The 13,035-nt window shown below is 71.6% G+C and carries 11 protein-coding genes and 1 pseudogene; all 12 read left to right on the top strand.

All coding sequences use genetic code 11. The features are described 5' to 3' along the window. Window positions 1-158: 158 nt before the first annotated feature. Window positions 159-752, top strand: coding sequence for a TIGR03086 family metal-binding protein (locus OG736_RS11580; RefSeq protein WP_327182354.1), 594 nt, complete (start codon window positions 159-161; stop codon window positions 750-752). 97 nt (window positions 753-849) lie between these two features. Beyond that, window positions 850-1,611 (top strand): MBL fold metallo-hydrolase, encoded by a 762-nt coding sequence (locus OG736_RS11575; RefSeq protein WP_327182353.1) that lies wholly within the window; start codon window positions 850-852, stop codon window positions 1,609-1,611. A gap of 177 nt (window positions 1,612-1,788) precedes the next feature. Further along, window positions 1,789-2,469: a GntR family transcriptional regulator gene (locus tag OG736_RS11570; RefSeq protein ID WP_327182352.1), complete on the top strand. Its 681-nt coding sequence runs from the start codon at window positions 1,789-1,791 to the stop codon at window positions 2,467-2,469. Next, entirely contained in the window at window positions 2,466-3,377 is a 912-nt protein-coding gene (locus OG736_RS11565; RefSeq protein WP_327182351.1) for a dihydrodipicolinate synthase family protein, read from the top strand. Before OG736_RS11570 ends, OG736_RS11565 begins: the two co-directional genes overlap by 4 nt. Next, window positions 3,374-5,119 carry an L-arabinonate dehydratase gene (gene araD, locus OG736_RS11560; RefSeq protein WP_327182350.1) on the top strand — a complete coding sequence of 582 codons (1,746 nt, stop codon included), beginning with the start codon at window positions 3,374-3,376 and terminating at the stop codon, window positions 5,117-5,119. Before OG736_RS11565 ends, araD begins: the two co-directional genes overlap by 4 nt. 118 nt (window positions 5,120-5,237) lie before the next feature. Next, window positions 5,238-6,173, top strand: a complete 936-nt coding sequence (locus OG736_RS11555) for a carbohydrate ABC transporter permease (protein WP_020130492.1) — start codon at window positions 5,238-5,240, stop codon at window positions 6,171-6,173. Then, window positions 6,170-7,069: a carbohydrate ABC transporter permease gene (locus OG736_RS11550; protein ID WP_327182349.1), complete on the top strand. Its 900-nt coding sequence runs from the start codon at window positions 6,170-6,172 to the stop codon at window positions 7,067-7,069. Before OG736_RS11555 ends, OG736_RS11550 begins: the two co-directional genes overlap by 4 nt. Beyond that, on the top strand, window positions 7,066-8,355 hold the full coding sequence (locus tag OG736_RS11545) for a pectate lyase family protein (protein WP_327182348.1): 1,290 nt from the start codon (window positions 7,066-7,068) through the stop codon (window positions 8,353-8,355). The genes OG736_RS11550 and OG736_RS11545 overlap by 4 nt, the downstream gene beginning before the upstream one ends. Further along, the gene (locus OG736_RS11540; protein WP_327182347.1) at window positions 8,352-9,530 is read left to right on the top strand and encodes a Gfo/Idh/MocA family protein; all 1,179 of its coding nucleotides are present in this window, start codon (window positions 8,352-8,354) and stop codon (window positions 9,528-9,530) included. Before OG736_RS11545 ends, OG736_RS11540 begins: the two co-directional genes overlap by 4 nt. Further along, window positions 9,530-10,384 carry a DUF6807 domain-containing protein gene (locus OG736_RS11535; RefSeq protein WP_327182346.1) on the top strand — a complete coding sequence of 285 codons (855 nt, stop codon included), beginning with the start codon at window positions 9,530-9,532 and terminating at the stop codon, window positions 10,382-10,384. Before OG736_RS11540 ends, OG736_RS11535 begins: the two co-directional genes overlap by 1 nt. Continuing rightward, the gene (locus OG736_RS11530) at window positions 10,381-11,898 is read left to right on the top strand and encodes a glycoside hydrolase family 43 protein (protein WP_327182345.1); all 1,518 of its coding nucleotides are present in this window, start codon (window positions 10,381-10,383) and stop codon (window positions 11,896-11,898) included. Before OG736_RS11535 ends, OG736_RS11530 begins: the two co-directional genes overlap by 4 nt. A gap of 33 nt (window positions 11,899-11,931) precedes the next feature. Beyond that, window positions 11,932-12,993 (top strand): annotated as a pseudogene (locus OG736_RS11525) (pectate lyase family protein); the annotation flags it as partial. Window positions 12,994-13,035 lie beyond the last annotated feature (42 nt).

Below are 13,035 nucleotides of genomic sequence, written 5' to 3'. Positions count from 1 at the left end.
AACTGCCCCATGCGGGACCGCCCGCGTGCGGGAATCCGCCGGGGCCCGTCGGTCATGCCCCCGGGGCGCCTGAGGCAACCGGCCCGGCGCCGGGACCACGGACCGCCCGTGCCGGCCGGGGTGCGATGAGTTTCGGGGACGCGACCGGTCCACCCCGTATGACCGACACGACAAGCACACTCGACCTCGGCCCGCAGACCCTGATCGTGGCGCGCCTCGCGGAGGGCGTCCGCGACGGGCAGCTCGGGGACGGGACGCCCTGCCCGGGCTGCGCCGTCCGCAACATGCTCGGCCACCTCACCGGCCTCGCCGTCGCCTTCCGGGACGCCGCCCGCAAGGATCTGGGCCCCACGACCGACACCCCTCCGGACGCCGCCGCGCCGGACATCGGCCCCGGCTGGCGCGAGGAACTCGCCAAGGCCCTCGACGAGCTCGCCGACGCCTGGCGCGACCCGGCCGCCTGGACCGGCATGACCCGCGCGGGCGGCGTGGACCTGCCCGGCGAGGTCGCGGGCGCCGTCGTCGCCGACGAACTGGTGATCCACGGCTGGGACCTGGCCCGGGCCACCGGCCAGGAGTACACGCCCGACCCGGCCGCGCTGTCGGCGGCGCACGGGTTCCTGGCCGCCGCCGCGGCCCAGGGCGAGCCCGGGAGCGGTGTGTTCGGCCCCGTGGTCCCCGTCCCGGACAACGCCCCGCTGCTCGACCGGGCGGTCGGACTGAGCGGCCGTGACCCCGGGTGGACGCGCTAGTCGGACCGGCGAACCGGGTGCGGACGGCACCCCGCGGTCGCCGTGGACAAACGGAATCACAGCGCGTCCCCCGGGCCCGAAACGTACGCTCCCCACCATGCCCCTGAGCCTCACCGTCCTCGGTACCGCCTCTCCGCACCCGGGGCCGGGCCGCCCCTGCTCCGGCTATCTGCTGCGCGGCGCGGGGGCGGAGGTGTGGGTGGACGCGGGACCGGGGACGTTCGCGGAGTTGCAGCGGCACACGGATCCCGACCGGCTCACGGCGATCTGGATCTCGCACCTGCACGCCGACCACAGCGCCGACCTCCTGGCCGCCGCCTACGCCCTCGCCTACGGCGGGATGACCCCGCCGGCCCCGATCCCGGTCTACGCGCCGCTCGACTGCGCCCGGCGCCTCGCGGGCTTCTTCGGCCGGCCGGACGTGCGGTTCCTGAGCGAGGTCTTCGACTTCAGGGCCCTGTTCGACGGGCACACCGTGCGGCACTGGAACCTGCGCCTCAGCTCGCGGGCGGTGGTGCACGACACCGAGGCGTACGGGCTGCGGGCCGAGTGCCAGGGGAGCATCCTCGCGTACTCGGGCGACACCGGGCCGTGCGAGGCCCTCACCGAACTCGCCTCCGGCGCCGATCTGTTCCTGTGCGAGGCGGACATCGACAGCCATCGCGAAGGCGAACGGGAGCAGCAGGTGCATCTCACGCCGGAGGAGGCCGGCGAGGCTGCCCGCAGGGCCGGGGTGCGCGAGCTGTACATCACCCATGTCGGGCCCACGCTGACCCGGGAGGCCGCGACCGCCCGGGCCGCCGTCGCGTTCGGGGGTCCCGCCCGGACCGCTCGCGAGGGCGAGACCCTGCCCTTCTGATCCCGTTCGGGCACTCCCGCCCCGGCAGCCTCGCCTCGGCAACCTCAACTTCCTTTGTCAGAAGCATTGACGAAACACAGGGCCGCTCCTACCTTCAACCCGTCGTACTTCGTACGTCATATATGAGACGCGATACGCGAGACCCGAGATCAGACACGCGACATCCGAGAGGCGCGCATGACCTCTGTGCCCACGCCGATCCCGTCCCGCACGCAGTACGTGCTGGAGGAGATCAAACGCCGCATCCTCACAGGCCGGCTGACGCCCGGCCAGGCCCTGGTCGAGACCGAGCTCGCCGCGCAGTTCGGGGTCTCCAAGACCCCGGTGCGCGAGGCGCTCAAGACCCTGGCCGGCACCGGACTGGTCGTCATGAGCCAGTACAAGGGCGTCACGGTACGCATGGTGGACGCGGACATGGCGCGCGAGGTCTACGACGTACGCCTGCTCCTCGAACCCGAGGCGCTCCGGCGGGCCGTACGGCGAGGCGCTTCCCTCGACGCCGCACGCCAGGCGCTGACCAGGGCCGACGAGGCCACCGACACCGCCGAACGGTCGCTGGCCAACCGTGAGTTCCACCGCGCCCTGTACCTGCCGTGCGGCAACCCGCTGCTCGGCCGGATGCTCGACGAGGTGCGCGACCAGGCCGCCCTGGTCTCGGCCGTCGCCTGGGCCGCCTCGCCCTCCTGGGAACGGGAGGCGGGCGAGCACCGCGAGATCCTGCGGCTCGCCCTGGACGGCGACTCCGACGGAGCGGCCCGCGCCCTGCACGCCCACATCGCGTCGTTCGTGCACCGGGCGTTCCCCGAGACCGCCCAGGAGACCCACGAGGGGCCCCGGGCAGAGAAAGGTCAGGAATGAGCAGCGTGGCGTTCGAGACCCAGCGTGCGGCCCTGGCCGACGTGGTGGCCATCCCGGTGACCCCGTTCGCCGAGGACGGCTCCGTCGACGGCGAAGCCCACCGGGCCCTGCTGCGCCGGCTGCTCGACGGCGGGATCACCACCCTCACCCCGAACGGCAACACCGGCGAGTTCTACGCCCTGACGCCCGAAGAGCGCCGCCTGGTCACGGAGGTGACCGTCGAGGTGGCCGGCGGACGGGCGGCGATCCTGGTCGGCGTCGGACACGACGTACCGACCGCCGTCGCCTCCGCCCGGCACGCCCGTGAGCTGGGCGCGCAGATGGTGATGGTCCATCAGCCAGTCCACCCGTACGTGTCGCAGAGCGGCTGGGTCGACTACCACCGGGAGATCGCGGCGGCGGTGCCCGAGCTGGGCGTCGTCCCGTACATCCGCAACGCGCAGCTGCGCGGCGACCGTCTCGCCGAGCTCGCCGACGCCTGTCCGAACGTCATCGGCGTCAAGTACGCCGTCCCGGACGCCTCGCGCTTCGCCGCGTTCGCGCGGGACGCGGGCCTGGAACGCTTCGTCTGGGTGGCCGGCCTCGCCGAGCCGTACGCCCCCTCCTACTTCTCCGCGGGCGCCACCGGCTTCACCTCAGGGCTCGTGAACGTCGCCCCGGCCGTTTCGCTGAACATGATCGAAGCGCTTCGATCAGGGGATTACCCGGCCGCGATGAAGGTGTGGGAACAGATCAGGCGCTTCGAGGAGCTCCGCGCCGCCAACGGTTCCGCCAACAACGTCACCGTCGTCAAGGAAGCCCTTTCCTCCCTTGGCCTGTGCCGCCGCGATGTCCGCCCGCCGAGCCGGCCGCTGCCCGAGGACGAGCGTGCCGAGGTCGCCGCCATAGCAGCCGGATGGTCCATATGAAGCGCTTCGACGACCAAGCGCGCAAACGCCCGGAGGACCTCAGAAGCCACCAGTGGTACGGCGCCGAGGGCCTGCGCTCCTTCAGCCACCGCGCCCGCACCCGCCAGCTCGGCTATCTCCCCGAGGAGCACCTCGGCAAGCCGGTCGTCGCGATCCTCAACACCTGGTCGGACATCAACCCCTGCCACGTCCACCTGCGCGACCGCGCGCAGGCCGTGAAGCGGGGCGTGTGGCAGGCGGGCGGTTTCCCGCTGGAGTTCCCGGTCTCCACGCTCAGCGAGACCTTCCAGAAGCCGACCCCGATGCTCTACCGCAACCTGCTCGCGATGGAGACCGAGGAGCTGCTGCGTTCCTATCCCGTGGACGGGGCCGTGCTGATGGGCGGCTGCGACAAGACGACACCCGCGCTGCTCATGGGCGCGGCCAGCGTCGACCTGCCCACGGTCTTCGTCCCGGCCGGGCCCATGCTGCCGGGACACTGGCGCAACGAGGTGCTCGGCTCGGGCACCGACATGTGGAAGTACTGGGACGACAAGCGGGCCGGCCTCATCGGCGACTGCGAGCTGGCCGAGCTGGAGAGCGGCCTCGCGCGCTCGCCGGGCCACTGCATGACGATGGGTACGGCGTCCACGCTGACGGCCGCCGCGGAGGCGCTGGGCGTGACGGTCCCGGGCGCGTCGAGCATCCCGGCCGTGGACTCCGGGCACGACCGGATGGCGGCCGCCGCCGGCCTGCGCATCGTCGAACTGGTCCACCGGGACCGCAGGCTGAGCGAGATCCTCACCGCGGACGCGTTCGAGGACGCGGTGACGACCGTCCTCGGCCTCGGCGGTTCGACGAACGCCGTGATCCACCTCATCGCCATGGCGGGCCGCGCGGGCGTCAAGCTCACCCTCGACGACTTCGACCGGATCGCCCGGACGGTCCCCGTGCTCGCCAACGTGCGGCCCGGCGGCCAGAAGTACCTCATGGAGGACTTTCACTTCGCGGGCGGGCTCCCCGGCTTCCTCTCCCGGATCCCGGACCTGCTCCACCTGGAACGCCCGACCGTCTCCCACGACACGATGCGTGAGCAGCTCGCCGGCGCCCAGGTGCACGACGAGGACGTCATCCGTCCCCGGAACAACCCGGTCGCGAGCGAGGGCGGGGTCGCCGTCCTGCGCGGCAACCTGTGCCCGGACGGCGCCGTCATCAAGCACATCTCCGCCGAGCCCCACCTGCTCCGGCACACCGGCCCCGCGGTCGTCTTCGACGACTACCGGACCATGCAGCGCACCATCAACGACCCGGAGCTGGGGATCACCGCCGACACTGTCCTGGTGCTGCGGGGTTCCGGTCCGAAGGGCGGCCCGGGCATGCCCGAGTACGGCATGCTGCCCATCCCCGACCATCTGCTCAAGCAGGGTGTGCGGGACATGGTGCGGATCTCCGACGCCCGGATGAGCGGGACGAGTTACGGCGCGTGCGTCCTGCACGTGGCGCCCGAGTCGTACGTCGGCGGGCCGCTCGCCCTGGTCCGCACCGGGGACTCGATCACCCTCGACGTCGAGGCCCGCTCCCTCCGGCTCGACGTGGACGACGAGGAGCTGGAGCGGCGGCGGGCGGAGTGGACGCCGCCGCCCGTCCGGTACGAGCGCGGCTACGGCGCGCTCTACAACGAGCAGATCACCCAGGCCGACACCGGCTGCGACTTCGAGTTCCTGGCCCGTCCGGGCAAGGTCGCGGACCCGTACGCGGGCTGACCGCAACAGCACGACCGGGCCCACCCCTGTGCAGGGAGAAAGCGCTTCACCCGCACGAAAGCACGATGCACACGAACGCACGACGCACCGAGAGACGTACCTAGAACGGAGAACAGTCATGGCCCAAGCCGCAGCCGTGGCGAAGCCGCCCGCGCCACCCCGGCGGCGCCGTGCCTCCGCCACGCCCCGCAGACTGCCGTACCTGCTGATCGCGCCGGCGGCCCTGCTGATGCTGGGCTTCATCGCCTACCCGGTCATCAGCGTCTTCTACTACAGCCTGCAGAACTACAACCCCACCAAACCGTGGCGCAACGGCTTCGCGGGCTTCGACAACTTCGTCCACGCCTTCACCGACGACCCGCAGTTCTGGGACACGCTGACCTTCAGCGCCAAGTGGGTCTTCGTCGAGGTCGGACTCCAGCTGCTGTTCGGTCTGGCGCTCGCGCTGATCGTCAACCAGACCTTCGTGGGGCGCTCGCTCGGCCGGGCGCTGGTCTTCTCCCCGTGGGCCGTCTCCGGCGTGCTGACCTCCGCGATCTGGGTGCTGCTCTACAACTCCCAGACCGGCATCACCCGTTACCTCGCGGACATGGGCATCGGCGAGTACGGCACCAGCTGGCTGTCGGACACCTCCACCGTCTTCCCGGCGGCGATCATCGCCGACCTGTGGCGCGGTGTCCCCTTCTTCGCGATCCTCATCCTCGCCGACCTCCAGTCCGTCTCCAAGGACCTGTACGAGGCCGCCGAGGTCGACGGCGCGAGCCGGATCAAGCAGTTCTGGCACATCACCCTGCCCCACCTGAAGGACGCCATCGTCCTGTCCACGCTGCTGCGCGCGGTGTGGGAGTTCAACAACGTCGACCTGCTCTACACGCTCACCGGCGGCGGCCCGGCGGGGGAGACCACCACCCTCCCGCTCTACATCGCCAACACCAGCGTCGACGCACACAACTTCGGCTACGCGTCCGCCCTCACCACGGTCGCGTTCGTGATCCTGCTCTTCTGCTCGATGGTCTATCTGCGGCTGAGCAAGTTCGGAGGAGGCGACAAGTGATCACCAAGGAGGCCACCGAGGTCACACCCGCCCCCGTGCGCGTGACCGACGCGCCCGACCGGCGCCCGTCCCGGCACAAGCGTGCCTGGGACGAGGCCCCCCGCTGGCAGATCTACCTCCCCCTGTCGATCTACCTGGTCTTCACCCTCGTCCCCTTCTACTGGATCCTTCTCTTCGCGCTGCGCCCGGCCGGCTCGACCTCGCTCGTGCCCTGGCCGATGACCTTCGACCACTTCGAGAAGGTCTGGAACGAGCGGGACTTCGCCGTCTACTTCCAGAACAGCGTGCTCACCGGCGTGGCGACCCTGCTGCTCACCACCGGCGTCGCCCTGGCGGGCGGCTACGCCCTCGCCCGCTTCGACTTCAGGATCAAGCGCGGGTTCATGCTCGCCCTGCTGTGCACCCAGTTCGTGCCGGGCGCGCTGCTCCTCGTGCCGCTCTTCCAGATCTTCGCCGAGCTCCAGATGATCAACTCGCTCGGCAGTGTCATCATCGCCGAGACGGTCTTCCAGCTGCCCCTGTCGATGATCCTGATCAGCGGCTTCATCCGGAACGTGCCGTACTCGCTGGAGGAGGCCGCCTGGGTCGACGGGTGCAACCGGCTCACCGCCTTCCGGATCGTCGTCCTCCCCCTGCTGCGGCCCGGGCTGATCGCCGTCGGTTCCTTCGCCTTCGTGCACGCCTGGAACCACTTCCTGTTCGCCCTGATGTTCCTGTCCGACCAGACCAAGCAGACGATCCCCGTCGGCCTCAACACCCTGATGAGCGCGGACAGCGTCGACCTGGGCGCGCTGGCCGCGGGCGGCATCATCGCCGCCGTCCCCGTGGTGCTCGTCTTCGCCTTCATCCAGAAGTGGCTGATCACCGGCTTCAGCGCGGGGGCGGTGAAGGGATGAGGATCCGTCAGATCACCGTGGTGACAGCCGCGTTGGGACTGCTCTGCGTGCCCGCGCAGGCGGAGGCCCGGGACATCTCCCGGGACGTCCTCGCCGCCGACGACGGCTGGGCGGCCTACGGCACCGGCACCACCGGAGGCGCGGCCGCCGACGACGCCCACGTCACCACCGTCACCGACCGCGCCGGACTCGTCCGCGCCCTCGACGGCGGCAGCGACACTCCGAAGATCATCAAGATCGCCGGGACGATCGACGCCAACACCGACGACGACGGCGACCACCTGGACTGCGCCGACTACGCCACCGACGGCTACTCCCCGCGGCGGTACCTGGCCGCCTACGACCCGCGCACCTGGGGCGCCGCCAAGCCGAGCGGCGCGCAGGAGGAGGCCCGCCAGGCGTCGGCGGCAGCGCAGGCCGAGCGGATCGTGCTCCCCGTCGGCTCCCACACCACCATCGTGGGCCTCGGCGACGGAGCCGTCCTCAAGGGCGCCAGCCTCCAGGTGAAGAACGCGGACAACGTCATCCTCCGCAACCTCGACCTGCGCGACGCCTACGACTGCTTCCCCGTCTGGCAGCCCAACACCGGCGGCCTCGGCGACTGGAAGACGGCGTACGACAACATCTGGCTCACCGGCGCGACACACGTCTGGGTCGACCACGTCACCGCCTCCGACAAGGGCCACCCCGACTCCGCCGAGCCCACCTACTTCGCCCGCAACTACCTGCGCCACGACGGACTGCTGGACATCACCAACGGCTCCGACCTGGTCACCGTCTCCTGGAGCCGGTTCGCGGGACACGACAAGGCGATGCTCATCGGCAGCGGCGACACGGCCACCGGCGACCGTGGGAAGCTCCGGGTCACGCTGCACCACAACCAGTTCGAGTCCGTCGTGCAGCGCGCGCCGCGCGTCCGCTTCGGGCAGGTGCACGTCTACGACAACCGGTACGTCGTCCCCGAGGGCGCCGAGTACCGCTACTCGCTCGGCGTGTCGACCGAGTCGGCCGTGTACGCCGAGAACAACGCCTTCCACACCCCCGGCCACGTGGAGGTCGCCGACCTGGTCAAGAGCTGGAACGGCACCGCCCTGCACCAGAGCGGCACCCTCTTCAACGGTTGGCCCGTGGACCTCCTCGCGATCTACAACGCCTACAACAGCGGCAGCGAGCGCGACCTCACGGCGGACGTCGGCTGGACGCCTACCCTGCACGGAAAGATCGACAGCGCCGCGCTGGCCGACCGCGAGGTGGCACGCGGCGCGGGCGCAGGGAGGATCCCATGAGCACCGCCGAACCGATGAGCAGCCCGGTCCCGATCGTCCTCGCGGGCGCGCGAGGCCACGGCCACTGGCACCTGGACAACATCCGCCGGCTCCAGGACAAGGGCATCGTCCGCCTGGCCGGCGTCTGCGAGCTGACCCCGCTGACCCCGGCGGAGATCCCCGAGGGCCTCGGCACGCCCGAGCAGTCTGCCGACTTCGGCGCGCTGCTGGACACGACCGGCGCCCGGATCGCCGTCATCTGCACCCCGATCCCCACCCACACCGACCTGGCCCTGATCGCGGCGCGCAAGGGGGTGCACCTGCTTCTGGAGAAGCCGCCCGCGCCCTCCTACGCCGAGTTCCGGCGGATGGCGGACGGGGTCGCCGAGGCGGGCGTGGTCTGCCAGATCGGCTTCCAGTCGCTGGGCTCGCACGCCGTGCCCGCGATCCGCCGGCTGATCGAGGACGGGGCGGTCGGCGAGGTCGCAGGGGTCGGCGGCGCCGGGGCCTGGGCCCGGCCCGAGGCGTACTTCCGGCGGGCGCCCTGGGCGGGCAGGCGACGGCTGAACGGCGTCGACGTGATCGACGGGGCGCTCACCAACCCGCTCGCGCACGCCGTCGCCACCGCCCTCGCGCTGGCCGGCGCCACCCGCGCCACCGACGTCACCGGCATCGAGACCGAGCTGGCGCACGCCAACGCCATCGAGTCCGACGACACCTCCTGCGTCCGCGTCCACACGGCCGACGGCCGCGAGATCGTCGTCGCGGCCACGCTGTGCGCCGAGGACCCCGACGACCCGTACGTCATCGTGCACGGCAGCCGCGGCCGGATCACGTACTGGTACAAGCAGGACCGCGTCCTGCTCCAGCGGGCCGGCCACGGCCCCGAGGAGTTCGAGTACGGCCGCACCGACCTGCTGGAGAACCTCGTCGAGCACCTCACCGACGGGACGGAGCTGCTGGTCCCGCCCGCCGTGACCGAGTCGTTCATGCGGGTCGTCGAGGCGATCCGGGTCGCCCCCGACCCGGTCCAGGTGCCCGACGACGCCTGGCGCCGGCTGCCCGACGAGGAGCGGCGGGTCGTCCCCGGAATCGACGGCCTCGTCGCGGCCGCCGCCGACACCCTCGCCCTCTACTCCGAACTGGGCGCCCCCTGGGCGTTCACGACCGCGCATCCGAAAGAGGTGAGCCCCTGATGACCGCAACCGCACCCGACGCACCGGTCGTCCTGCGTGTCGCCGGCCGCCCGGTCGCCCGCTACGTGACCCGGCCCGAGCTGCCCGCCCGGCTCTCCCCGCGGCCCTATCTGCACCCCGTCACCACCCTCGCCGGCACGGCGGTCACCGAACTGAGCCCGGCCGACCACACACACCACCTCGGCGTCGGTGTAGCCGTACCCGACGTCGAGGGGCACAACTTCTGGGGCGGACGCACCTACGTCCGCGACCGGGGCCCGACCGAGCTCGACAACCACGGTGCCCAGCGGCACAGCTCCTTCCAGCTCCGCGACCCGGACGGTTTCGTGGAGGAGCTGCGCTGGGTCGCCTCGGGAACCGAGCTGCTGCGCGAGCGCCGTACCGTCGCGGCCACCGAACTCACCGACACCGCCTGGGCGCTGGACTTCACCTTCTCCCTGACCAACGTCACCTCAGGACCGCTGTCCATCGGCAGCCCGGCGACGAACGGGCGCCCCGGAGCGGCCTACGGCGGCTTCTTCTGGCGGGCCCGGAAGGAGGACGCTGCCCCCGAGGTCTTCACCGCGGGCACGGAGGGCGAGGCTTCCGTCCACGGCGCCAGCGCCGACTGGCTCGCCCTGGCCGGCGCCCACTGGACCCTGGTCTTCGCCGGGGCCACCGGTGCCACCCGCCGCGACCCCTGGTTCGTCCGCACCGCCGAGTACCCGGGCGTCGGCTCCTCGCTGGCCTCCGCGGAGAGGCTGCCGGTTCCGCCGGGCGAGACGGCCGTACGCCGGATCGTCACCGTCGTCGCCGACGGCCGTCTGGACCGGCACGAGGCGGCGGCACTGGTACGGAAGGCGGTCAGCCAGTGACGCACGAGACGTACACCAACCCCGTACTGAACGCCGACTGGTCCGACCCGGACGTCGTGCGGGTCGGCGACGACTTCTACCTCACCGCCTCCAGCTTCGGCCGCGCCCCAGGCCTGCCTCTGCTGCACTCGCGCGATCTGGTCCACTGGACACTGATCGGCCATGCCCTCGAACGCCTCGAACCGGCGGCCGAGTTCAGGTCTCCGCGGCACGACTGCGGAGTGTGGGCGCCGTCCCTGAGGCACCACGACGACCGCTTCTGGATCTTCTGGGGCGACCCCGACCAGGGCATCTTCCAGATCAACGCCCCGCAGATCAGGGGGCCTTGGTCCCGCCCGCACCTGGTGAAGGAGGGCAAGGGGCTGATCGACCCCTGTCCCCTCTGGGACGAGGAGACGGGCGAGGCCTATCTGGTCCACGCCTGGGCCAAGTCCCGTGCGGGCGTCAAGAACCGGCTCACCGGCCACCGGATGCACCCGGAGGGGACGGCCGTCCTCGACGAGGGCAAGGTGATCGTCGACGGGGACCGGATCCCCGGCTGGTTCACCCTCGAAGGGCCGAAGCTCTACCGGCACGACGGCTGGTTCTGGATCTTCGCGCCCGCCGGGGGAGTGGAGACCGGCTGGCAGGGCGCCTTCCGGTCCCGGGACTTCTTCGGTCCGTACGAGGAGCGGATCGTCCTGGAGCAGCAGGACACCGAGGTCAACGGCCCTCACCAGGGCGGCTGGGTGCGCACCCGGTCCGGCGAGGACTGGTTCCTGCACTTCCAGCAGCGCGGCGCGTACGGCCGCGTCGTCCACCTCCAGCCGATGCGATGGGCTGCGGACGGTTGGCCGGTGATCGGCGACGAGGGCGCGCCCGTGCTCGAGCACCGACGGCCCGACCTGCCCGCGGGACCGCCGGCCGCACCCGCCACCGACGACGACTTCCCCGGCGGACGCTTCGGCCGCCAGTGGTCGTGGACGGCCAATCCGCAGGACGGCCTCGCCACCCAGCACTCCGCCGACGGACTGCGCCTGACCTGCGTGCGGACCGCCGACGCGCACGATCTGCGGACCCTGCCGAGCATCCTCACGCAACGGCTGCCCGGGCTTCCGTCCGCCGTGGAGGTGGAGCTGGAGCTGCACAGCGAGGAGCCGGGTGCCCGTGCCGGGCTCGCGGTCCTCGGGGACGCCTTCGGCTGGATCGGGCTCCAGCGGGGCACCGACGGGGCCGTCCACCTCGTGCACCGGTTCGCCGAACCGGTCGCCGAGCGGGAACGGGACGCGGCCCACCCGCGGCTCGCCCCCCGGGGACGGGCGCGCCTGCGGATCGAGATCGGCACCGGAGCACGTTGCCGTTTCGCGTACGACATCGGTGACGGCCTGCGCTGCTCGGGTCCCGTGTTCGCCGCCACGCCCTGGCGCTGGGTCGGTGCCCTGCTGGGCCTCTTCGCCCTCGCGCCGCCCGGAACCGGGCACGCGGGAGCGGCCTCGTTCGGCGAGTTCCGGATCAGCCCGCTCCGACCGCTCTGACCCATCACTTCCGTACGCCTGTTGGGAGCCGCAATGACGCACTTCCCTAGCAAGCGCTTGCCGAGACCGGGTGTGGTCCTGGCGGCCGTCGCCGGCCTGCTGGCCGCGCTCGGCCTCGGGGCCGCGGGGCAGGCGAAGGCCGCCGGCGGGCCGACGCCGGCCGTCGTCGCCCCGGCCTTCTCGGCGTCGCCCTGGACCGACCGGGCCCACGGCTTCGCCTCGCTCGCCGGCGGCACCACCGGAGGCGCCGGCGGCGAGGTCGTCACCGTCACCGACCAGGCCTCGCTCGCTCGGTACGCGGCGGCCGAGGAGCCGTACGTCATCCGGGTCAAGGGCGCGGTGGCGGTCGAGCCCTTCGGTTCCGACATCGTCGTGACCTCGAACAAGACGATCATCGGCGCCGGCGACACCGGCGAGATAGTGCACGGGGAGCTGCACCTGAACCCCGGTACGCACAACGTGATCATCCGCAACCTGACGATCCGGGACTCGTACGTCGAGGGCGACTGGGACGGCAAGACGACCGACTTCGACGCGATCCAGATGGACACCGTCGACCACGTGTGGATCGACCACAACCGCTTCACGCACATGGGCGACGGGCTGCTCGACATCCGCAAGGACAGCCAGTACATCACCGTCTCCGCCAACCGGTTCGACACCCACAACAAGGCGTTCGGCGTCGGCTGGACGACGAACGTCCTGACCCAGATCACCATCGACCACAACTGGTTCTCGGGGACGAAGCAGCGCAACCCGTCAGCGGACAACTGCGCGTACGCCCACCTCTACAACAACTACCTCTCGGCCCAGGTGGCCGACGGGGACCCGGTGTGGACGTACGGGAACTGGTCGCGCGGCCACACGAAGATGGTCATCGAGAACAGTTACTTCGACGGGATCCAGCACCCCTACCAGGCCGACGCCACCGCCGAGCTGGTGCAGCGCGGGTCGATCCTGAGGAACACGAGCGGGCGGACCGACGCGTGGGGCACGGCCTTCGACCCGCGGGAGTTCTACGCCTACCGGCTGGATCCCGCGGCCGCCGTTCCCGCGCTGGTCACCCGGTTCTCCGGGCCGCAGAAGCGGATCGGCGCCCCGCCGCACCCGCGCACCGGCACCACCCACTGACCCCCC

Source organism: Streptomyces sp. NBC_01334 (genome assembly GCF_035983595.1).
In the GTDB taxonomy this organism is placed as follows: Bacteria; Actinomycetota; Actinomycetes; order Streptomycetales; family Streptomycetaceae; genus Streptomyces; species Streptomyces coriariae.
Note: the sequence above shows the minus strand (reverse complement) of the source record. Positions and strands in the feature narration are given on the sequence as shown.

Bases quoted from the DNA above. Each gene is read 5' to 3' on its own strand.
- OG736_RS11540 (WP_327182347.1), top strand. From the start codon at position 8,352: ATGAGCACCGCCGAACCGATGAGCAGCCCGGTCCCGATCGTCCTCGCG.
- araD (WP_327182350.1), top strand. From the start codon at position 3,374: ATGAAGCGCTTCGACGACCAAGCGCGCAAACGCCCGGAGGACCTCAGA.
- OG736_RS11575 (WP_327182353.1), top strand. From the start codon at position 850: ATGCCCCTGAGCCTCACCGTCCTCGGTACCGCCTCTCCGCACCCGGGG.
- OG736_RS11580 (WP_327182354.1), top strand. From the start codon at position 159: ATGACCGACACGACAAGCACACTCGACCTCGGCCCGCAGACCCTGATC.
- OG736_RS11565 (WP_327182351.1), top strand. From the start codon at position 2,466: ATGAGCAGCGTGGCGTTCGAGACCCAGCGTGCGGCCCTGGCCGACGTG.
- OG736_RS11570 (WP_327182352.1), top strand. From the start codon at position 1,789: ATGACCTCTGTGCCCACGCCGATCCCGTCCCGCACGCAGTACGTGCTG.
- OG736_RS11555 (WP_020130492.1), top strand. From the start codon at position 5,238: ATGGCCCAAGCCGCAGCCGTGGCGAAGCCGCCCGCGCCACCCCGGCGG.
- OG736_RS11545 (WP_327182348.1), top strand. From the start codon at position 7,066: ATGAGGATCCGTCAGATCACCGTGGTGACAGCCGCGTTGGGACTGCTC.
- OG736_RS11535 (WP_327182346.1), top strand. From the start codon at position 9,530: ATGACCGCAACCGCACCCGACGCACCGGTCGTCCTGCGTGTCGCCGGC.